Origin of the sequence: Pectobacterium sp. IFB5596 (genome assembly GCF_021432585.1) — a bacterium.
Lineage (GTDB): Bacteria > Pseudomonadota > Gammaproteobacteria > Enterobacterales > Enterobacteriaceae > Pectobacterium > Pectobacterium punjabense.
Map to the genome: position 1 here is coordinate 242398 of NZ_LXFY01000001.1, position 22576 is coordinate 264973.

Sequence of the window (22576 nt, forward strand, 5' to 3'; positions counted from 1 at the left end):
CTATTATCCTCTGGCGGACAGGGCGACAACGCGCTGATAAGCCTGTCCACTATGAATGACTTCAAGTGCCTGTTGCGCATTCTGGCGCAGATCTTCTTGCCCGAACAATCTCAGAAGCAACGCAACGTTGGCGGCAACCGCAGCGGCGTGTGCGCGTTCGCCTTTACCTTGTAGCAGCGACGCGAGAATGTCACGATTTTCTTCCGGTGTTCCGCCTTGTAATGCCGACAGCGGGTATGCCTCTAGACCGAAGTCGCGATGTGTCAGTTCGTAGGTTTCGATCTCGCCGTTATGTAACTCTGCAACCTGTGTTGGCGCATGAATCGCGACTTCATCCATCCCGCCACCGTGTACCACTGCTGCACGTTGGTAGCCCAGCACCTTCAGCGTTTCAGCGATAGGGCGAACCAATTCTGGGCTATACACGCCAATCAGCGCCAGCGGCGGACGAGCCGGGTTAACCAGCGGCCCCAGCACGTTGAAAACGGTACGGGTTTTAAGTTGTTGACGCACTGGCATGGCATGGCGGAAACCCAGGTGATATTGCGGAGCAAACAGGAAACACACGCCCAAATCGTCCAGCGCCTGGCGTGAGTCCTGTGCGCTCATATCCAGCTTAATGCCGAAAGCAGAGAGCAAATCGGATGAACCAGAACGGCTGGAGACGCTGCGGTTGCCGTGCTTGGCGATTTTCAGGCCACAGCTGGCAGCAACGAATGCGCTGGCGGTTGAGATGTTGATGCTGTTTGTACCGTCACCGCCGGTGCCGACGATATCGGCAAATAAATAGTCGGGGCGAGGAAATGGCTGAGCATCGGCCAGTAATGCCGTAGCGGCACCCGCAATTTCATCGGGATGCTCACCGCGCACTTTCATGCTAATCAACGCTGCTGCCAGCTGGCTGGCATCCAGTTCACCGCGGATAATGGCGCCAAACAGCGCCTGACTTTCCTGACGGCTGATGTTTTCCGCGCGGTATAATTTTTCCAGTATGTTTTGCATGATAAATACATCCTGAGCAGTAGACGGTTCCAAAGTCGCAGAAGACAGTTGCATAATCGTATCCCTCGTTAAGCTAGCGCCCAGTCAAGCGTTTGTTCCAGCAGCCGAGCGCCGTGTGTGGTCAGGATCGACTCAGGATGAAATTGGAAACCGCAAACGCGATCCGCATCGTTACGCACGGCCATCACCATCTCATTGAAGTGCGCGTTGACGGTCAGCGTAGAAGGAATGTTGCTGCCGACCAGCGAGTGGTAGCGCGCAACGGGCAGCGGGTGCGGTAAACCGCTAAACATGCCGCTGGCATCGTGGTCAATGGCAGACGCTTTGCCATGCAGGATTTCACCCGCTTGACCGACATGGCCGCCGTAGGCTTCCACGATGGCTTGATGGCCGAGGCAAATACCAATGATTGGCAGTTGACCGCGCAGACGTTGCAGCAGTTCCGGCATGCAGCCTGCTTCCGCTGGTGTGCCAGGGCCGGGAGAGAGCATCAAAATCGGTTTTTCCATTTGCTGTAACCGCGCAATGATGACGTCGGCAGGCAGATGGTTACGGTAAATCACGACCTGATGGCCGCTGGCACGCAGTTGATCCACCAGGTTGTAGGTGAATGAGTCGATATTATCGAGCAGCAGGATGTCGGCCATCAGAAGATCTCCTTTGCATGGTGCGCACTGGCAATAGCTCGCAGTACCGCGCGGGCTTTATTGCGAGTTTCGTCGGCTTCGGCCTGCGGATTAGAATCAAGAACCACGCCCGCACCGGCCTGAACGGTAGCAATACCGTCTTCGACATAGGCGGAGCGAATAACGATGCAGGTATCCAGATCGCCATGAGCAGTGAAGTAGCCCACCGCGCCGCCGTAGCTGCCGCGTCGGGTTTTCTCACTTTCTGCAATCAACTGCATGGCCCGTACTTTCGGTGCACCGCTCAGCGTGCCCATATTCATGCAGGCGCGGTAAGCGTGCAAAACATCCAAATCTTCACGCAGTGTACCCACCACGCGCGACACCAGATGCATCACAAAGGAATAACGATCAACTTTGGTCAAGTCAGCGACGTAACGGCTGCCTGGCTGGCAGATGCGCGCCAGATCGTTACGGGCTAAATCTACCAGCATCAGGTGTTCGGCCAGTTCTTTATGGTCGGTACGCATTTCCAGCTCAATGCGGCTATCGAGATCGCGATCCAACGAACCATCGGCACGGCGGCCGCGCGGGCGAGTACCTGCAATGGGATAGATTTCGATTTGGCGGCTGTCGGCATCGTACTTCAGCGAGCTTTCCGGTGAGGCACCAAACAGCGTGAAATCCTGATCTTGCATGTAAAACATGTAAGGGCTGGGATTGCTATCTTTCAGCGTTTGGTAAGCGGCCAGCGGTGAAGGGCAGGGTAAAGAGAAACGGCGTGACGGCACGACCTGAAAAATTTCACCGATGCGGATAGCTTCCTGCATCTGGCTGACAACGTCACCAAAGGCTTCATCACTCTGGTTGCAACTCAGCGTCATGTCTTCGATAGACTGACGCGGCAGCGCAGGAGCGGGCTGGGTAAGTTGAAGTTGCAACTGTTCCAGACGCTGTTGCAGACGCAGCTTTTCGCTGTGGTTTGGCGTAAACAGGCTGGCTTGCAGGGCAGTTACGCGTTTTTGGTGGTCAAGCACCAGCAAGGTTTCTGCCAGATAGAAGCAAAAATCGGGGCAACGCTGCTGCTGGCTCAACGCCGGCAATGCTTCAAACCCGGCGACCAGATCGTAGGCGAACAGACCGCCAAGGAACATGGCTTCACGTTCGTCCGTCGGGCAGGCAACCAGCGTTAGAATCTGGCGTAAGGCATCAAATACGGACAGCGAACGCAGGCGTGCATCTTCATCCTGCATGGCGTCGGCCAGTGGGAAGGTGAGCTCGCGACCGTTCGGACGCGGTTGATTAATAATTTCCGCAGGCAGTGCGGCATCCAATAATGGCAGCAGGCTGGCACCGTTTGCGGTTAATGCCTGAACGGAAACCTGCTGGCCGAGAGCGGTGATACGTAGTGCGCTATCAATAATTAACAGGCTTTTCAGGTTTTCCTTGCTGTCGATTTCAGCTGATTCTAACAGCAACGTGGCAGGTCTGGCACCGCAGAGCTGATGGAAGATGGCGCTGGGGTCGTTACGGTAAACGGCCTCGGTACGCAGCAGTTCCAGTTTCGGTTGTGTTGTTTGCATTCTTGCTACCCGTTTAATGTTGTGCCCATCAAATAAAAAACCCGCTTAGTTAAGCGGGTTTGGGAATATCTGCATGTGTGATAACAGCGATGCGTGATTAGTCCACCCGCGATAGGGAAGAGCGCCACCAAGCATGCTTCATCATTTTCTGCGTTGCCATTATCATCGTCTCACTGTTTATTGCGGACACCGTGTTTGTGTACCGAGCTTGCGTACTAGTTAACTGGTTCGACGATAAAATGTCAACACCTGCAATAGGATTATTTTATCCAGGCTTTACATCATAAAAAGGCAACCGTTATGTCATTTCCTGGGCAAGCATGCTTTCCTGCCACCTCTTTCGCGAAAGAATCCAGGAGATGACCCGAACCAGCGTAGGCATGCTCGGTGGAAGCTGCTGAGCTCTTTATATCCAACCAATTCAGCAACTTGAGAAAGTGAGTATTGGCTATAGATGAGGTAATATTCTGCAAGATTCATTTTAACGTCTTCAAGTATATCCTTGAAATAAGCCCCTTCTTCTTCCAGACGCCTCTGTAATGTCCGTGGAGCCATAAAGAGGTCAGATGCGACCGAATGAATATTGCATGAACCGGCTTCTAGTTTTTTGCTAATGCTGTCTCTTACCCGGCCCTTTATTGTTTTATTAAAAAGAATGTCGATCAAGTAGGTTGCGTGTTTTTCGTGCAACTTGAAAAGTGATGCATTGGACGTAACTAATGGCATTAACAGTGTTTCTGCATTCAGATAAACACGATTTCGATCTGTGCCAAAGGTCATTGGGCAAGCAAATAGCGTTTCATATTTTCTTATGCTGTAGGGTTGTGGATAACTAAACTCCATGGAAGAGAAATGAGTAAAATTAGCCACAGTGAGCCACTGGCAATAAGCCAGTAAACTGGCGACTGTTAATTCATGAAATTGGCGGGTGATTTCTTTGTTTTTATCTTGTGGATAGAGATAAGTAAATCCAATACAGTATGTATTTGTGTTTTTTTTATCTAACGTTAGTTGGCATCCGCTGTATAACAGTCTGGAAAAACGGCAAAGGCATTCAAGGGCATGTAATAGATTGTCACTACTCATCATAATATAATTAACAATGTCATAATCACCAGGATGAAAATATTCATAAGATAGTAGCCCAAAACTTTCTTTTCCCTGACTGGCATAGGCAATGTTAAGCAACGCTTGAATGTTATAAACACTGGTGAATTCACCACCACTTTCTTCACCCCTGTCGCGTATTGTTGTATCATTTGATAGTGCGTCTACATTTATCCCTTCCTTTTTTAATATACTCTCTAATGATGTTATATATTTTCTTCTTATTACATACATGATGGCATACTCCTTGTTTTATTGTTTTTTATCTCATCCAATAAGTAACTTCATGAGATCAAATTTAATTTATCAAAAATGTCATTTAATGGCAAAACAGTGTCATTGATAAGCATTGTCATATGTGGAAGTTTTTTTTGACATAGATAATCAAAATAATGTCATCATTTGTCATTAATCATAAGTTGGTGAGTAAGATATTAATGCTGAGTTAACCATGATGGTTATAATTACCAGGGCGTTGTGATGCCACTATATTATTTTGTGATAATTATCACTCCCTGATTATTTCAAATGTTTTTTAATGGGATTTTTAATGTTTGAATTTATTTCTCTTGATAGAGGCGGGGTTTTATATGTTGCGGCTTTTTTGGTGATGATAAGATCTGTGTCACTATATATTTTTTCAAAAGGAAACTATGGTGAGAAGACCAATGTCAACGTATTGATGCTGGTCTTTTTTCTGCTATTTATGGCGGCATCTTCCCTGTCATCGTGGCCTTTTATTTATTTTTTGGTACTGTTCTTCGTCGGCAGTATGATCTCTTTCACATGGTTCAGATACTCAGGAATGATAACTTCGTTCGGTTCGGGTCTTACCGCAATTAGTACTACGTTGATTTTATGTCTGCTCAGTTATGCACTTTCTTTTTATGAGATGTTTGTCGAACATGACCTTCAGGCCATTTTTATTACTATCTTTTCATTTTCGATAATAACGTCGATTTATTCATTTTATTATTTCCCATTTTCTCAAAACTCTTTGTTTTATCTTAATTTTAAGCGAAATAAAAAAGTGACGCATATTCAGGATGGTGGTGAGGTCTATTCACCAAAAGTCACTATTCACCTGCCTTGTTATTCAGAACCTCCTGAAATAGTAATTAATACACTTAATAGTATTTTTGCATTAGATTATGACAATTATGAAGTTATCGTCATAGATAATAACACTCAGGATGAAGCACTCTGGAAACCGGTGAAAAAGCATTGTGACATGTTGGGTAAGAAATTCAGATTTTATCATATTCCTGTACTTGCAGGAGCAAAAGCTGGAGCGCTGAATTACGCATTAAAAATTACGTCTTCTGATACTGACTTAATCGCTGTTATTGATGCGGATTATATTACTGAACCAGATTTCATTCGACGTTATGTCAGAATATTTAAAGATAAAAACGTCGGCTTTGTTCAGACTAGTCATGATTACTATAATCATCAATCAAGCCATGTTATGGAAGGTGCCTATTACTTTTGGACACTATTTCATAAAATAGAGCTGCCATCATATACCGAAATTAACGCTGCATTTACCGTCGGGACGATGTGTATTTTGAGGAGAAATATACTGGAGAAGGTAGGAGGATGGGATGAAACCGCATTGACAGAGGATTCCGAGCTTGCAGTGAGAATGCATGCGCAAGGATATATAGGTTATGTATTTGCCGATACCGTAGGAAGAGGACTGATTCCCACCACTTTTTCTGATATGAAAAAACAGCAAATCAGATGGACTGCGGGGCCTGTTCAACAATTACTTAAACATTGGCGACTGTATTTTGGTTTTTCCAGTGAAAATAAAATGACCCTCAATCAAAGAATTATGGAAATTAGGCATAGCACATCTAGAGTTAAACCCATTCTTTCGCTAGTATCACTTCATATTATGGTGATGATGAGCTTTTTCCTCTTGAATGAAAATGTTTATTTATCTATGCCTTATGAAGTGGTTGTTTTCTTTTTATGCATGTTGATAAGCACCTTTGTTGAAAAAATGGCCTATTTTAGAATGTTTAATTGCTCAAGACTTCTTCCAGTTTTTTATCATGGGATTATGGCTCGGGCGTTAGAGTGGACTTTTATTTACGGAGTCATTTCATCTCTGTTTGGTCTTTCAATAAAATGGGACAGGACAAATAAATTTGAAAATTCGAAGAGCATTAAACGTGCCTTGCACGCATCAAAAACAGAGGTGACAATGAGTGGCTTTTTTTTCTTATATTCGTTTTTTTTATTATCTGGAAATCATTCTGGCTATAATGATTTTGTTTTCCTTACAGGTATTGCATGCTTTATTAAAGGGATAAGTTTCCTGTGTGCGTTGTTTGTGGCTTTTTTATTGGAAAACAATTTGCGTATCTTGGAAGCACCTTAAAAATCTCGCAGGGAAAGGAGAGAAAAGGGTACGCAGAGATAGATGAGAATTACCCTTTTCCTCCTATTAATGGCATCATGCGGCCTTCGCATGATTCTTGTTAATGGATAGGCCTGTGCCAGAAGATTCACAATCGATAGCGTCATTCCCACTGTATGATTTGCATAGCCATACTACGGCGTCTGATGGCCTTTTAACGCCGACGGCGTTGGTCAATCGGGCAGTAGACATGCGGGTAAGTGTACTGGCTATTACCGATCACGACACGACCGCAGGGCTTGAAGAAGCACGGAATGCGATTGCACAACATGCGTTGCCGCTGAGGCTGATTTCCGGCGTGGAGATCTCCACGCTGTGGGAAAATCATGAGATTCATATTGTCGGATTGGGGATGGATATCACTCATCCCGCGTTAAATGGATTGCTGCAACAGCAGGCGGATAACCGGCAGAGTCGGGCGGAACAGATCGCCGCCCGGTTGGAAAAATCCCGCATTCCCGATGCGCTGGCTGGCGCGCAGCGTCTGGCAACGGGAGGGCAGATTACACGGGCGCATTTTGCGCGTTATCTGATCGAACTGGGTATCGCGGCAAACATGAATCAGGTGTTCAAAAAATATCTGGCGAAAGGCAAAATCGGCTACGTGCCACCGCAATGGTGCACCATCCCACAAGCTATCGAGGCGATTCATCAGTCCGGCGGTGTGCCCGTGTTAGCCCATCCAGGGCGCTACGATCTGACGGCCAAATGGTTAAAACGTTTGCTAGCCATGTTTGCAGAAAGCGGCGGGCTCGCAATGGAAGTCGCGCAGTGCCAACAGGCGCCGGATGAACGGACACAGCTTGCCTGTTATGCGCGAGATTTCAACCTGATGGCATCGCAAGGATCGGATTTCCACCTGCCTTGCGCCTGGATTGAGCTGGGGCGTAAGCTATGGCTGCCTGCCGACGTCGAGCCAGTTTGGCATCATCCATTATTGGCAAATTAGCTGAACATTACCGCGTAATGGCATCGCTATTTCATGAAATAACAATCTTTTACCACCGACACGTTCTATAATAACCCTATTGCACTATGACGCGGTGTGGGATGCGTAACGCCGTGTAATGTCAGACGCACGAGGTAGGCCATGAGTCAGTTTTTCTATATTCATCCGCAGAATCCGCAACCACGATTAATCAACCAATCGGTGGAGTTTTTGCATAAAGGCGGGGTGATTGTTTATCCAACGGATTCCGGCTATGCGTTGGGTTGTATGCTGGGTGAAAAGAACGCGTTGGAACGTATCTGCCGGATTCGCGATCTGGGTAGCGATCATAACTTCACGCTGATGTGTCGCGATTTGTCCGAACTATCGACGTATGCCCATGTTGATAACTCGGCTTTTCGGTTGATTAAAAATAATACGCCGGGTAATTACACGTTTATTCTGAAAGCGACGAAAGAGGTTCCTCGTCGCTTAATGAATGAAAAACGTAAAACAATCGGCCTGCGCGTGCCGTCTAATCCTATTGCACTGGATTTGCTGGCCGCGCTGAATGAACCGTTGATGTCGACGACGCTGATGCTGCCGGGAAATGATTTCGCCGAATCCGATCCAGAAGAAATTCAGGAAGAATTGGGAAAATTGGTAGATTTGATTATCCACGGTGGTTCTCTGGGTCAACAGCCTACGACGGTTATCGACCTGACCGAATCTGTGCCACGCGTCGCTCGTGAAGGCACCGGTGATGTTACGCCGTTCTTATAAGTGCAGCGACGCGTGGTAACAATGAGAATACAAATGGCGCGAAGATCGGTATAATCGCGCCAGCATTGAATATTAGGTATGATTTTTACGTAACTTGCTGAATTTTATACGCAGTTATGACTCCCCCCGACGCCTGGGAAGGCGACACTAGAGGTTGCTCAATGAGCGAAAAGTTACAAAAAGTTCTGGCGCGCGCCGGACATGGCTCACGCCGCGAAATTGAAGGTATCATTCAGGCTGGACGCGTCAGCGTTGACGGCAAGGTTGCCACACTGGGCGATCGCGTTGAAGTGACAAAAGCCACCAAAATCCGTATTGATGGTCATGTGGTTACCGTTAAGGAAACCGAAGAAACCGTGTGCCGCGTACTGGTGTATTACAAACCAGAAGGCGAGCTGTGCACCCGTAACGATCCTGATGGGCGTCCAACGGTGTTTGACCGTTTGCCGAGAATTCAGGGCTCCCGTTGGGTTGCCGTAGGGCGTCTGGATGTGAACACCTCTGGTCTGCTACTGTTCACGACCGACGGTGAACTGGCCAATCGCCTGATGCACCCCAGCCGTGAGGTTGAGCGTGAATATGCCGTGCGGGTCTTCGGTGAGGTTGATGACGAAAAGATCAAGCAACTGAGCAAAGGTGTACAGTTGGAAGACGGCCCGGCCTCGTTCCGCACTATCCGCTATCAGGGTGGTGAAGGTTTAAACCAGTGGTATAACGTGACGCTGACAGAAGGGCGTAATCGTGAAGTTCGCCGTCTGTGGGAAGCCGTTGGCGTGCAGGTGAGCCGCCTGATTCGCGTGCGTTACGGCGATATTACCTTGCCAAAAGGTATTCCACGCGGTGGCTGGGCAGAAATGCCGCTTGAACAACTGAACTATCTGCGTGAGTTAGTGCAGCTTCCGGTAGAAACCGTATCGAAACTGCCGGTTGAGCGTGAGCGCCGTCGGGTGAAAGCGAACCAGATCCGCCGTGCGGTAAAACGTCACAGCCAGATTAACAGTGCTCCTGCACGTCGCACATCGCCAAAGCCAAAACGCAACGGCTAGTCTTTTTCTCCATACGCTTCGCGGGCAGCCTTCGTTGCCCGCGATCGCTAATAGCTGGTTTACCAATCAATTCCCTGCTGTGCCTGAATCCCGCTATCAAACGCATGCTTTACCGGGCGCATCTCTGTCACGGTATCGGCCATTTCCAGCAACTCACGATGGCAACCGCGGCCGGTAATAATGACGGTCTGTCCAGCAGGGCGCTGCGTTAATGCCGTGACAACGTCACTTAAATCCAGATAATCGTAGCTAACCATATACGTCAGTTCATCTAAGACTACGAGGTCAAGCTGTGGGTCGGCCAGCATGCGTTTACCCGCCAGCCAGACGTTCTGTGCTGCTTCGGTATCCGTCTGGCGATTTTGCGTCTCCCAGGTAAAACCGGTCGCCATGACCTGAAATTCCACGCCATGCTGTTGCAGCAGGTTTTTTTCGCCGTTTGGCCATTCACCTTTAATAAATTGAATCACGCCAGCCCGCAATCCGTGGCCTATCGCCCGTGTGACGGTCCCAAACGCTGCTGTCGTTTTCCCTTTCCCATTACCAGTGAAAACAATCAAGATGCCGCGCGTTTCATTCGCGGCGGCAATGCGGGCATCGACCTTTTCTTTCAGGCGTTGCTGGCGTTGTTGGTGGCGTTCATCGCTCATCGTGCGTGCTCTTCTCTTGTTATTCGGCTGGACCGGCTTTTCTGCCCGGCTGAGCATCAAAACTCATCCCCGTCTTGCGGCGACTATCATCGCCCATCAGGTAGAGATACAGCGGCATAATATCTGCCGGCGTCTTCAGCTTCATCGGATCTTCGTTGGGGAACGCTGACGCACGCATACCCGTACGCGTTCCGCCGGGATTAATACAGTTCACCCGCAGATTGTGCGAACGATATTCATCGGCCAGTACCTGCATTAAACCTTCCGTTGCGAACTTGGATACGGAATAGGCTCCCCAATTGGCGCGACCTTCGCGGCCGACGCTGGAACTGGTGAAAACCAGAGAGGAGCAGGGAGATTTCAGTAACAGCGGCAGCAGCGCCTGCGTCAGCATAAAGGTTGCGTTGACGTTGACCTGCATAACCTGATGCCAGATCTCAGGTGTTTGTTGTACGACAGGGACGATTTCCCCAAGCAATCCGGCGTTATGGAGGACGCCATCCAGATGCGGTATAACCTGCGCCAGTTCATCCGCCAACTGAAAGCACTGCGCAGAGGATAAGGCCAACATATCGCAGACAACGACGTGTGCCGTCGTACCGTGTTCCTGCTCTATTTGCTGCTTAACCGCCTGTAGTTTACTTTCTGTCCGCCCCAATAAGATGACGTGAGCACCATAGCGGGCGTAGGTCAGCGCGGCTTCACGGCCTATGCCGTCACCCGCACCAGTGACCAGAATGATGCGATTTTGCAGTAAATCAGTTTTAGGCTGGTAATGCACAATAAATTCCTCTTGCCGTGGCGCAGAGCCGCCACGCTTCAGATAATAGACCTGCCATCGACTATCGGCGCGACGAGATAGGGCGCGCAACTCGGAACGTCAGATGAAGGCGTATCCGGGCAGGGTGGATGGGGGTGTTATGCCTCAAATGTTGCAGGTTTTCAATGAGACTGCCTCTATTTGTCCCTGGACTGTTGTAAAAATCGGCAATAGATAGAGAAACCACAGGAATAACATCGCCATATTGTGTGCCATCAGTTAGGTTATAGGAAGGGAATGGCGCGTGACGTCAGCGCTATAGTTGGCTGGTTAGCCAATATTAATTAATGCTCAGTCAATGAGGACGGTGTTTGTGGAATTACTTTCTCTGTACGGTTTATTCCTGGCGAAGGTGCTCACCATTGTGGTGGCTATTGGTGCGTTAGTCGTTCTGGCATTCGGGATGACACAGCGTAAGCGCCCGCATAAAGGTGAGTTGCAGGTCACGAATCTGGGCGAGCAATATCAGGAAATGCAGCGTGAAATGCAGACAGCCTGTATGAGCGACACTGAGCGCAAGCTGTTATCTAAACAAGAAAAAAAGAAAGAAAAAGAAACGGCGAAGCAAGATAAACAGCGTGCCAAACGTGGCGAAGAGAAAAGTGTAAAACCGTGCCTGTACGTTCTCGATTTCAACGGCAGTATGGATGCAGGTGAAGTCAGTTCGCTGCGTGAAGAAATTTCTGCCGTGCTCGCTGTAGCGAAGCCGAAAGACGAAGTGTTACTGCGTTTGGAAAGTCCTGGTGGTGTGGTACACGGCTATGGTCTGGCCGCGTCGCAATTACAACGTCTGCGCCAAGGTGGCGTACGTTTGACAGTATCCGTAGATAAAGTCGCGGCCAGTGGCGGATATATGATGGCCTGCGTGGCCGATCGTATTGTCGCGGCTCCTTTTGCTATTGTGGGATCTATTGGTGTTGTAGCGCAAATCCCCAATTTCCACCGTTTGCTGAAAAACAAAGATATCGATGTTGAGTTACATACTGCCGGTGAATTCAAACGTACGTTGACGTTGTTTGGTGAGAATACGGAGCAAGGTCGTGAGAAATTCCGTGAAGATCTGAATGTAACGCACACGCTGTTTAAAGACTTTGTGCAGCAAATGCGTCCATCGTTGGATATTGATTCAGTCGCGACGGGCGAGCACTGGTTTGGCACGCAGGCGAAAGAGTTGGGATTGATAGATGCGATCGGCACCAGTGACGATCTGCTCATCGCCGAAATGGCGAATCATGAAGTATTAAGCGTGCGCTATACGCGCCGTAAACGCCTGCTGGATCGCCTGACGGGTAGCGCGGGCGATACCGCAGAACGCCTGATGCTACGTTGGTGGCAGCGTGGTTCAAAGCCTCTGCTTTAGTCGCGGTAGTAAAGCGCGACACGATAAAATGCCCGCGACTTTGCGGGCATTTACATTAATCGACCAAGTAATATTTTTCGGATAAAACATGCGCAAGGTGTTTGAACATGTTAAATACAGCGGTGCTTTTTAACGTCGGAATTCCGTTCGCATCGAGAAAAAACTCACCGCGAAAAACCAATACGCCGTTTTTTTGCTCTACGCTATCTGCGACCATGCCATGCAAGTAATCATCGTGGTGTTTAATGATGTCATTGGCTTCAACTAATAAGTTCTGGCGGCTAATCGGACGTTTTTCTTCGTTAACCTGATATTCAGGTGACATGATTGCTACTCCTGTACGTCCCTTGAAAAAGGGGGAATTACACTATATCAACAACGCTTGTTCCAAAACTGCATCGAGAGAAAGGGTACTGCGATACGGTTTCAGCGTAAAGCGCAGATTATGAGGCAAATAGGCTACATTTTAGGGGCTTACCTGCCGATATTCAGTGTGGCAGGAAGCGGATAAAACAGCGTCCCCATGCTAATTAGGTTGCGTGGCAGTATTTATCAGGTAGAGTGTGGGATTTTGCGCAGTCAGTAGAATCCGCTCTGGATGCCCCGAAAAATATCTGATTTTCAGAAGAATTCAGCAGGTAATAGTACATATGGGTAAAGCTCTCGTTATCGTCGAGTCCCCGGCAAAAGCCAAAACGATTAATAAGTATTTAGGCAATGACTACGTGGTGAAATCCAGCGTCGGTCATGTGCGCGATTTGCCGACGAGTGGCTCAGTCAGTAAAAAGAGCGCGGACTCAGCGACTAAAGATAAAACGAAAAAGAAAGTCAAAAAGGATGAAAAATCTGCGCTGGTTAATCGTATGGGCGTCGATCCTTATCATGGTTGGAAGGCTAACTACGAAATACTGCCGGGTAAGGAGAAGGTTGTCTCCGAACTAAAAACACTGGCGGAAAATGCTGACCACATCTATCTCGCAACCGACCTTGACCGCGAAGGGGAAGCCATTGCCTGGCACCTGCGGGAAATCATTGGTGGTGACGATCGGCGTTTCAGTCGTGTGGTGTTTAACGAAATCACGAAAAATGCCATTACGCAGGCGTTTGAAAAACCAGACACGTTGAATATTGACCGGGTTAATGCACAGCAGGCGCGTCGGTTTATGGATCGCGTAGTGGGTTACATGGTTTCCCCACTGTTGTGGAAAAAAATTGCGCGTGGACTGTCTGCCGGACGCGTGCAGTCGGTTGCGGTGCGTCTGATTGTCGATCGCGAGCGTGAAATTAAAGCGTTCGTGCCGGAAGAATATTGGGAATTGCACGCCGACTTGCTGGCGGGCAGCGATATTCAACTGCAAATGCAGGTAACGCACCACAACGGCAAACCGTTTAAGCCCGTTAATAAAGATCAAACGCATGCGGCAGTCAGCCTGCTTGAAAACGCACGCTATGTGGTTGCTGACCGTGAAGATAAACCGACCAGCAGCAAACCCGGTGCGCCGTTCATCACATCAACGCTGCAACAAGCTGCCAGCACACGCCTCGGCTTTGGTGTAAAAAAGACCATGATGATGGCGCAGCGTCTGTACGAAGCGGGCTACATTACCTATATGCGTACCGACTCCACGAACCTCAGTCAGGATGCATTGACGATGGTGCGTGGTTATATCAGCGAAGAATTCGGCAAGCGCTATCTGCCGGAGGCGGCAACCGTCTACAGCAGCAAAGAAAATTCGCAGGAAGCGCACGAAGCCATTCGGCCTTCTGATGTGGGTGTGTTGGCTGACAACCTGAAAGATATGGAAGCCGATGCACAGAAGCTGTATCAGCTGATTTGGCGTCAGTTCGTCGCCTGTCAAATGACGCCAGCGCAATACGACTCCACCACGCTAATCGTGGAAGCGGCAGATTATCAACTGCGTGCCAAAGGCCGTACGCTGCGTTTTGATGGCTGGACGAAAGTTATGCCAGCGCTGCGTAAAAATGATGAAGATCGTACATTGCCGAGTGTGGCGGTGGGCGAAGCGCTATCGTTGCAGAAACTGCTGCCAGGGCAACACTTCACCAAACCGCCGGCACGTTACAGCGATGCTTCTCTGGTTAAAGAGCTGGAAAAACGCGGTATTGGTCGCCCTTCAACCTACGCTTCAATTATTTCAACCATTCAGGATCGCGGCTATGTACGGGTGGAAAATCGCCGTTTCTACGCTGAGAAAATGGGGGAAATCGTTACCGATCGCCTGGAAGAAAACTTCCGTGAATTGATGAACTACGATTTCACCGCGCGGATGGAAAGCCGTCTCGATCAGGTTGCTAATAATCAGGCGGAATGGAAAGCCGTGCTGGATGAATTCTTCGACGAATTTAGCCAGCAGTTGGAAAAGGCAGAACAGGACCCTGAAGAAGGCGGTATGCGCCCCAATGCGATGGTGTTGACCAGCATAGACTGCCCGACCTGCTCTCGTCAGATGGGAATTCGTACCGCCAGTACTGGGGTGTTTCTGGGCTGTTCTGGCTATGCACTGTCGCCGAAAGAGCGCTGTAAAACCACAATCAATCTGATACCAGAAACTGAAGTGCTGAACGTGTTAGAAGGTGATGAGGCCGAAACTAATGCGCTGCGTGCTCGTCGTCGCTGTGGAAAATGTGGTACGGCGATGGACAGCTACCTGATTGATAATCAGCGTAAACTGCATGTTTGCGGGAATAATCCAGCCTGTGATGGCTATGAGATCGAAGCGGGCGAATTCCGCATCAAAGGCTATGATGGTCCGGTCGTTGAGTGTGAGAAATGTGGTTCCGAAATGCATCTCAAAATGGGGCGCTTCGGTAAATACATGGCATGCACCGGCGAAACGTGCAGTAACACGCGTAAGATCCTGCGTAATGGCGATGTTGCGCCACCGAAAGAAGATCCCGTGCCGCTGCCTGAGCTGCCTTGTGAGAAGTCCGATGCGTATTTCGTATTGCGTGACGGTGCAGCAGGGGTGTTCCTTGCCGCCAACACGTTCCCGAAATCTCGTGAAACGCGGGCACCACTGGTAGAAGAACTGGTGCGATTTAAAGATCGTTTGCCAGAAAAACTGCGCTATTTGGCCGAGGCGCCGGTGGTCGATAAAGATGGCAATAAAACGCAGGTGCGTTTCAGCCGTAAGACCAAACAGCAATATGTCTCGTCAGAAAAAGACGGCAAGGCAACGGGCTGGTCGGCGTTTTATATTGACGGGAAATGGGTTGAAGGGAAGAAGTAATCCCTTTCTGTCACTCTGATGCACCGCTGTGTTTGTGCGTCCAAAATAGCCAAATCGAGCCAGCCGCGAGGCTGGCTTTTTTTATCTTAAAAAATATCCTGCTAAAACAGGTATATGAGGATAGTCTTGCGGTAGCGTAAGGATTGTTGATCCGTGATAGAGAATCATGCGGTTTACCTCGGTGATAATCGCACGCGCTGCGTTCTTTATCGCGCTAATCATGTAAATATGGTTATATAAAAATAGTTTTTATGATTAAATGACATTAATTGATGGAAATATGCGCCGGACGATTAAGGCGTAATCAAGGTCAATATATCCCAAATAATTCGAGTTGCAGGAAGGCGGCAAGAGAGGGAATCCCGATGAGCTTACACAGGTAAGTGATTCGGGTGACAAATCTGCCGGGAGCAGATTTGAACGCTGCTTGCAGCGGCCCTTCAGGGCGAGGCCCACGATGGGCCGAGTATTTGAACGTAGCCAACGCACATGCAGCTTGAAGTATTACGGGTATAAAACGGAACGTCGTTAGAACGTCGTGAGATGCTACGCGCACACTTCAATTGGGAATGGGATAAATTATGAAACTACAACAGCTTCGTTATATTGTTGAAGTTGTTAATCACAACCTGAATGTGTCTTCTACCGCAGAAGGGTTGTACACCTCCCAGCCGGGGATCAGTAAACAGGTCCGCATGCTGGAGGATGAGTTGGGCATTCAGATTTTTGCCCGTAGTGGAAAACACCTGACACAGGTGACACCCGCTGGACAGGAAGTCATCCGCATTGCACGTGAAGTGTTGTCGAAAGTCGATGCCATCAAAGCGGTTGCCGGAGAGCATACCTATCCCGATAAAGGGTCGCTGTACGTCGCGACGACCCATACGCAGGCTCGCTACGCGTTGCCAAGCGTAATCAAAGGCTTTATCGATCGTTACCCTCGCGTGTCACTGCACATGCATCAGGGCTCGCCGACGCAGATTGCCGAGGCTGTAGCGAAAGGGTCGGCGGATTTTGCGATTGCGACTGAAGCCCTGCATTTGTACGACGATCTGATCATGCTGCCGTGCTACCACTGGAATCGCGCAGTGGTGGTAAAACCCGATCACCCGCTGGCGTCTAAAACAGACATTTCTATCGAAGAACTGGCCGCTTATCCCATCGTCACCTATACCTTTGGCTTTACGGGGCGTTCAGAGCTGGATACGGCATTTAACCGAGCGGGTCTCACGCCGCGCATCGTCTTTACCGCAACAGATGCCGATGTGATTAAGACCTACGTGCGTTTGGGGCTAGGAGTTGGGGTGATTGCCAACATGGCGGTCGATCCGCAAACGGAAACCGATCTGGTAACCATCAACGCAAACAGTATCTTCAGCTACAGCACGACGAAAATCGGCTTCCGTCGCAGTACGTTCCTGCGTAGCTACATGTACGATTTCATTCAGCGTTTTGCCCCGCATTTGACACGAGATGTGGTCGATTCTGCCGTGGCGCTGCGTTCGAATGATGAAATTGAAGCCATGTTTAAAGACGTTACGCTGCCAGTGAAGTAAACGTCATTCAGGACGGATGAATCAACGCAAAAAAGCCAGACAGTGTCTGGCTTTTTATCATTCAATGCTTCACCAATAACACGTCACACTCTCATTTGCGTGACGTGCTTCGGCGAGTTATCAGGCGGAGGCTGTTGTAGTGACGGCATCCGCAGGCGCGTCGGCGACATCCTGAGTCATACGCGTCAGTTTCGGCGCGGTCAGCAGCATCAGAACGGCGATAATACCCGTGACGATGCCAATCTGCATGAAGACATTGCTATAAATCTCAAGGGAAGCGTGTGGGTCTACGACGTTCTCAGGCACGGCCATCATGTTGGCGACGTAGCCTGCCATAATCGCGGCACCGGCTGACGTGAGGAACCAGGCACCCATAATGAAGCCCATCAGACGCTGTGGGACTAACTGAGCAACCATCGCCAGACCCAGGCCGGAAATCATTAACTCCCCGATACTTTGCAGACCATAGCAGAGGATCAGCCAGTTAACGGACACAATACCCTGTTCGTTGGCCATGCTAGCTCCCCACGGCAGCACCAGAAACGCGCCGGAGCACAGCACCATACCAATCGCAAACTTGTGCGCCATCGGCAGTTGGTCACCCATTTTATTGTAAACCGCAGCCAGAATCGGGCTAGCAACCATGATCCAGAATGGGTTGAGCGCCTGATACTGCTCTGGCTCAAAGGCAAAGCCTAAAATTGAGTGCTCAACGTTGCGGATGGCAAAGAAGTTCAGCGATGTGGGCATTTGGTTGTACAACACAAAGAAGACCACGGCTTCCAGCATCAGCAGAAGCGCTACGATCATCTTCCGACGCTCTGCACCTTTCACCGCCAGCATCTCTTTGATGAAGATAGCGACAACGGCGATCGAAATAATGGTCAAAATCCAACGGGCAACGCCCTGATTGTGTAATAGCCAGGTGGAGAGGGCGACCAGCGCAACGATGCCCACGAGGGTGATGGCGAGCTTCTGCAAATTAATCGGCTGAAAATCTGGCTGAGAACCCTGTGCGCTGACCCACTTACGACAGAACATGAAGTTGACCAGCGTAAGAATCATACCGACCACGCTCAGGGAGAAAGCAACGCTCCAGCCATAGTGTGCGGCAAGTACAGGGGTAGCCAACATAGAAAAGAAAGAACCGATGTTCACCGACATGTAATACATGGTGAAGGCACCATCCAGACGCGGATCGTCTTTCGCGTAGCAGGTAGACAGCAGAGCTGATGGGTTAGCCTTAAACAGCCCGTTACCGACAGCAATGGTTGCCATACCGATATAGACCCATGTCACGCTATGTCCCGAGTAGGAAATCATGGCGTAGCCGAATGCCAACACGATGGCTCCCAGCACGATGACACGTTTGGTACCGAGGACTTTGTCGCCCAGCCAGCCGCCAATGGCGACGAAACCGTATACCAACGCGCTGAACGAGGAAAATAGGGTGATAGAGTCGGTTTCGGACATGCCCAGCATTTTGACCAGATAAACCGCCATAATGCCTTGCAGACCGTAGTAACCAAAACGCTCCCACAATTCGATACTAAAGATGAGATAAAACGCTTTTGGTTGTTTGAAGGCGTTCATGCTGACGCTTTCAGTGGATTCGCTGTTGTTGTTTGCTGTTGACACAAAGACCTCTGATTTTACCTATCTCGTTTTTTTTAACGAGAAAATAACAAGAGTGAGACAGTGAAACTGCGACCTCTTTTGATTAATTATGGGGAGGAAAACGGCGCTATATTGACGTTATTTTACGGACAGACAAGCCATTTGACATGTTTTGTTACAAGTGGGTTTTGTAGCGGGATAAAACCATAAATTAAATTTTATGCAGAGTTTAATTTCATAACTTTCTTTTGCTTCAAATGATTATCTCGCTTTTATGTGTTTGTTTTTTATTAAAGGGATATAATCTGCCTTTAACTTAAAATCAAGACAATATCATTAACTATGAATGAATATGCGGTTTAATCTTTTGCATATTACTAAATATGCAGTGAGTATAAAAATTCATCAACGGCATGCAATAAGATAAATATCGGTATAATAACTATATGTGACTTTCAATCACTAAATTTTCTATTAAAAATAACTTATTAGCCTTAAATAGTGGTTACTTGTGTTTTTATACAGGTTTTTAGGTTGGGTATCTGTCAGAGAGAACGCGGTTGTCTAAGTGATGAGGAACAGAACACGTGTGGTTTATTCTGATGGTGAGAGAGTTAACAGCAAGATAGCGCGTGGAATAATAGAGAGGAAGGCCTGATGATGGGAGTTCCATCAGGCCACAACCGATTAGGCGTCGACCTTTTCGCCAAACTCACATAAATCTTCAATCAGGCAGGAGCCGCAGCGTGGTTTGCGGGCGATGCAGGTGTAACGACCATGCAGGATTAACCAGTGGTGGCAGTCGACTTTAAATTCTGCCGGAACGACTTTCAGCAGTTTTTCCTCTACCTGTTCGACATTTTTACCCGGAGCGAATCCCGTACGGTTACTGACGCGAAAGATGTGGGTATCAACAGCAATTGTCGGCCAGCCAAACGCGGTATTCAAAACAACGTTTGCCGTTTTTCGTCCTACGCCGGGTAAGGCTTCCAACGCCGCGCGATCTTCAGGAACCTGTCCCTGGTGCTTTTCCAGCAATAGGCGACAGGTCTTGATAACATTTTCCGCTTTGCTGTTAAACAGGCCGATCGTCTTGATATAGCTCTTAACGCCGTCTACGCCGAGTTCTAGTAGAGCTTCGGGCGTGTTGGCGACAGGATAGAGCTTTGCGGTTGCCTTGTTCACGCTGACGTCGGTTGCCTGTGCAGAAAGCAGTACGGCGATGAGCAGTTCAAATGGCGTGCTGAAATTTAACTCAGTCGTTGGATGGGGATTGTTGTCGCGTAAACGCGTTAAGATCTCAATCCGTTTGGCTTTGTTCACAGCGATCCCTCTACGGCATCGGTTGCTGGTGACACTTTCCCTTCGGCGGCAACGGCACGCGCTCGGCGTTGTTTCATTCTCTCATCAATTAAATATTTCGCGGCCAATAGTAACCCTAAACCGATAAAGGCACCGGGTGGCAACATCGCCAGCAGAAAAGGGGAATCGAGGTGGACAACCTCAATGCGGAGGGCTTTAGCCCAACTGCCCAATAGCAGATCCGCGCCGTCGAACAGCGTGCCGTTGCCCAGGATTTCACGCAAAGAACCAAGCACTACCAATGCGCTGGTTGCCCCCAAGCCCATTGCCAGCCCATCGATGGCGGAAGGGAGTACAGCATTTTTAGAGGCAAAGGCTTCTGCGCGCCCGATAACGATACAGTTCGTCACGATCAGCGGAATAAAAATCCCCAGCGATTGATATAAACCGTAAGCATAGGCATTGATCAGCATTTGCACGGTACTGACCACCGAGGCAATGATCATCACGTAAATCGGAATACGGATTTCCGCTGGCACCCAACGGCGCAGCGCGGAGACAGCCATGTTGGTACAGGTGAGAACCAATGTCGTTGCCAGGCCGAGTCCCAGCGCGTTAGTTGCTGTAGATGACACAGCCAGAAGGGGGCACAGGCCAAGTAATTGAACCAGAGCTGAGTTGTTCTTCCATAACCCGTCGATGAAAAGCGCTTTGGTTTGACTCATTGATTCTCTCCACAGGCGGACAGCGTGTTGATTTGTGACGGCAGCGTTTGCAGGTAAAGGGCGCTGCGTTTTACGCTGTTAATGACGGCGCGCGGCGTAATGGTGGCTCCGGTAAATTGATCAAACATCCCGCCTTCTTTCTTCACCGCCCAGCGTGCGTCATGCTCGCCTTGTACCATTAACCCATTAAACCGCGTGATCCAGTCAGAGATACGCACTTCGATTTTATCACCCAGCCCCGGTGTTTCATGATGCTCGGTTACGCGAACGCCGAGTACCTTGCCATGAAAATCGGCGCCAACTAGCAGTTGAATAGCACCAGAATAGCCATCTGGCGCGGTACTTTCCAGCGCGGCGGCGACCGGCTCACCATTCTGGCGGGCGATGAATACACGGTGCGGTGCTGACGAACCGAGCGCTGAATTAGTGACAACGTAACACTCTTTCTGCATGTCGCTGTTGTATAACTCGGCGGGAACCACCTGATCTAACAGCATCTTTTGCTGCAACATCGCCTGATGGGAGATTGTCGGTTCCGTTAACATATTTACCACGGCAGTGACGGCGGTGGTGGAAGCGGCAAATAGCGCCAGGGTTGTCGCGTGGCGGCGCATGGTTGTCATCATGGGGCGTCTCCTCAGCGATGGTGGCCGTAAGCGCGTGGCTTAGTGTAATAGTCGATCAGTGGCACAGTAATGTTCGCCAGTAGAACGGCAAAGGCTATGCCGTCCGGGTAGCCGCCATAGGTACGAATCAGCCACACCAGTAATCCAATCAACGCCCCGAAAATCAGACGGCCACGGTTTGTCGTTGAGGCCGTAACGGGATCGGTGGCGATGAAAAACGCGCCAAGCATGGTAGCACCGGATAACAGATGTAACATCGGTGGGGCAAATTTCTCCGGCGCGATGATCCAACTGAGTGAGGCGCAAAACATCAGCGACAGAAGAAAACTGACCGGGATATGCCAGCGAATGGTGCCGCGCATCAGCAAGAACAGCCCGCCGATGAGAAAACCAATATTCACCCACTGCCAGCCAATACCCGATAGCGACTGTGCAAACATCGGCTGTTGCAGAATGTCCTGCGGTGTTTGCCCGGAGCGTAGACTGGTTTTAAATGTATCCAACGGGGTGGCCTGGCTCACGCCATCAACATTGTGCATCAACTGCTGCATGGTGTATCCGTCAGGCGTGTGTCCGGTGAAAATGGTGATGAGCGCATCATGGAAATTGAGCGGAATGGTTTGCAGCGGTGTGGGAGGCAGCCAGCTCGTCATCTGGACCGGGAAAGAGATCAACAGCACCACATAGCCAATCATCGCGGGGTTAAAAGGGTTTTGCCCTAAACCGCCATACAGCTGTTTAGCGATAATGATAGCGAAGACGGTTGCCATCACCACCATCCACCAGGGTGCAAGTGGTGGCAGACTGATGCCGAGCAGCACGGCGGTCAATAGTGCAGAATTGTCAGCCAGTGTCGTACGTACCGCAAATTTCCTCAGTGACAGTGTCACACCTTCAGCAATCAGCGCGGTGGCCGACGCCAGCCCGACCTGAATCAGGTTGCCGTAACCAAAGAAATAGACCTGCGCCAGCATACCCGGCAGGCAGGCCAGAATAACCAACAGCATAATGCGCTGTGTGCGTTGCTGGTTATGTGTAAACGGTGAACTCGCAATTCTAAAAGCCATTTATTCCTCTTGATATGACGATGCCTGCGCGGCTTTACGGGCTTTGACGCGAGCAATGGCAGCGGCAACGGCGGCCTTACGGGGATCTTCCGGCTCTTG

The 22576-nt window shown here is 49.4% G+C and carries 17 protein-coding genes, 1 pseudogene and 1 other annotated feature; of the genes and pseudogenes, 7 read left to right on the top strand and 11 right to left on the bottom strand.

Translation table 11 applies throughout. The features are described from left to right. Positions 1-3: 3 nt before the first annotated feature. The 3 genes and pseudogenes from trpD to A6301_RS01230 form a co-directional block, all read right to left on the bottom strand. A pseudogene (gene trpD / locus A6301_RS01220) lies at positions 4-1649 on the bottom strand (bifunctional anthranilate synthase glutamate amidotransferase component TrpG/anthranilate phosphoribosyltransferase TrpD). Beyond that, positions 1649-3211 carry an anthranilate synthase component 1 gene (locus tag A6301_RS01225; RefSeq protein ID WP_234256900.1) on the bottom strand — a complete coding sequence of 521 codons (1563 nt, stop codon included), beginning with the start codon at positions 3209-3211 and terminating at the stop codon, positions 1649-1651. Before A6301_RS01225 ends, trpD begins: the two are co-directional and overlap by 1 nt. Before the next feature lie 31 nt (positions 3212-3242). Further along, positions 3243-3347 (bottom strand) — a sequence feature (Trp leader region). A gap of 167 nt (positions 3348-3514) precedes the next feature. Further along, the gene (locus A6301_RS01230) at positions 3515-4552 is read right to left on the bottom strand and encodes an AraC family transcriptional regulator (RefSeq protein ID WP_234256901.1); all 1038 of its coding nucleotides are present in this window, start codon (positions 4550-4552) and stop codon (positions 3515-3517) included. Between the two features lie 316 nt (positions 4553-4868). On the opposite strand from A6301_RS01230, the gene A6301_RS01235 reads away from it, so the two are divergent. The 4 genes from A6301_RS01235 to rluB all read left to right on the top strand — a co-directional run bounded on the left by A6301_RS01235 (position 4869) and on the right by rluB (position 9503). Next, positions 4869-6707: a glycosyltransferase gene (locus A6301_RS01235; RefSeq protein ID WP_234256902.1), complete on the top strand. Its 1839-nt coding sequence runs from the start codon at positions 4869-4871 to the stop codon at positions 6705-6707. 103 nt (positions 6708-6810) lie between these two features. Further along, the gene (locus tag A6301_RS01240) at positions 6811-7695 is read left to right on the top strand and encodes a PHP domain-containing protein (RefSeq protein WP_165800670.1); all 885 of its coding nucleotides are present in this window, start codon (positions 6811-6813) and stop codon (positions 7693-7695) included. A gap of 141 nt (positions 7696-7836) precedes the next feature. After that, positions 7837-8457 carry an L-threonylcarbamoyladenylate synthase gene (locus tag A6301_RS01245; RefSeq protein ID WP_014699930.1) on the top strand — a complete coding sequence of 207 codons (621 nt, stop codon included), beginning with the start codon at positions 7837-7839 and terminating at the stop codon, positions 8455-8457. A 161-nt stretch (positions 8458-8618) separates the two neighbouring features. After that, positions 8619-9503 carry a 23S rRNA pseudouridine(2605) synthase RluB gene (gene rluB / locus A6301_RS01250; protein WP_107170397.1) on the top strand — a complete coding sequence of 295 codons (885 nt, stop codon included), beginning with the start codon at positions 8619-8621 and terminating at the stop codon, positions 9501-9503. Positions 9504-9562: 59 nt separating this feature from the next. On the opposite strand, the gene cobO is transcribed toward rluB, so the two are convergent. Then, positions 9563-10153, bottom strand: coding sequence for a cob(I)yrinic acid a,c-diamide adenosyltransferase (cobO, locus tag A6301_RS01255; protein ID WP_107170396.1), 591 nt, complete (start codon positions 10151-10153; stop codon positions 9563-9565). A gap of 19 nt (positions 10154-10172) precedes the next feature. Then, a complete protein-coding gene (locus tag A6301_RS01260) occupies positions 10173-10934 on the bottom strand; it encodes a YciK family oxidoreductase (protein ID WP_215483072.1) in 762 nt (253 codons plus the stop codon). A 352-nt stretch (positions 10935-11286) separates the two neighbouring features. On the opposite strand from A6301_RS01260, the gene sohB reads away from it, so the two are divergent. Continuing rightward, entirely contained in the window at positions 11287-12333 is a 1047-nt protein-coding gene (gene sohB, locus A6301_RS01265) for a protease SohB (protein ID WP_107170418.1), read from the top strand. Positions 12334-12388: 55 nt separating this feature from the next. Here the strand turns inward: sohB and A6301_RS01270 are convergent, their stop codons facing one another. After that, positions 12389-12658, bottom strand: coding sequence for a YciN family protein (locus A6301_RS01270; RefSeq protein WP_107170395.1), 270 nt, complete (start codon positions 12656-12658; stop codon positions 12389-12391). Positions 12659-12983: 325 nt separating this feature from the next. Between A6301_RS01270 and topA the strand changes: the two genes are divergently transcribed. Both topA and cysB read left to right on the top strand, forming a co-directional pair. Next, positions 12984-15584 carry a type I DNA topoisomerase gene (topA, locus tag A6301_RS01275; protein WP_234256903.1) on the top strand — a complete coding sequence of 867 codons (2601 nt, stop codon included), beginning with the start codon at positions 12984-12986 and terminating at the stop codon, positions 15582-15584. A gap of 581 nt (positions 15585-16165) precedes the next feature. Beyond that, positions 16166-17140, top strand: coding sequence for an HTH-type transcriptional regulator CysB (cysB, locus tag A6301_RS01280; RefSeq protein WP_010295182.1), 975 nt, complete (start codon positions 16166-16168; stop codon positions 17138-17140). Positions 17141-17260: 120 nt separating this feature from the next. Here cysB and dtpA read toward each other — a convergent pair whose 3' ends face one another. The 5 genes from dtpA to rsxD all read right to left on the bottom strand — a co-directional run bounded on the left by dtpA (position 17261) and on the right by rsxD (position 22477). Beyond that, entirely contained in the window at positions 17261-18778 is a 1518-nt protein-coding gene (dtpA, locus tag A6301_RS01285) for a dipeptide/tripeptide permease DtpA (protein ID WP_205542395.1), read from the bottom strand. A 666-nt stretch (positions 18779-19444) separates the two neighbouring features. Next, the gene (nth, locus tag A6301_RS01290) at positions 19445-20080 is read right to left on the bottom strand and encodes an endonuclease III (protein ID WP_137739690.1); all 636 of its coding nucleotides are present in this window, start codon (positions 20078-20080) and stop codon (positions 19445-19447) included. Continuing rightward, complete coding sequence (locus A6301_RS01295) at positions 20077-20784, bottom strand: electron transport complex subunit E (protein WP_107170390.1); 708 nt, start codon at positions 20782-20784, stop codon at positions 20077-20079. The genes nth and A6301_RS01295 overlap by 4 nt, the downstream gene beginning before the upstream one ends. After that, positions 20781-21410, bottom strand: a complete 630-nt coding sequence (gene rsxG / locus A6301_RS01300; protein WP_234256904.1) for an electron transport complex subunit RsxG — start codon at positions 21408-21410, stop codon at positions 20781-20783. The genes A6301_RS01295 and rsxG overlap by 4 nt, the downstream gene beginning before the upstream one ends. 11 nt (positions 21411-21421) lie before the next feature. Continuing rightward, entirely contained in the window at positions 21422-22477 is a 1056-nt protein-coding gene (rsxD, locus tag A6301_RS01305) for an electron transport complex subunit RsxD (protein ID WP_234256905.1), read from the bottom strand. Positions 22478-22576: the final 99 nt, after the last annotated feature.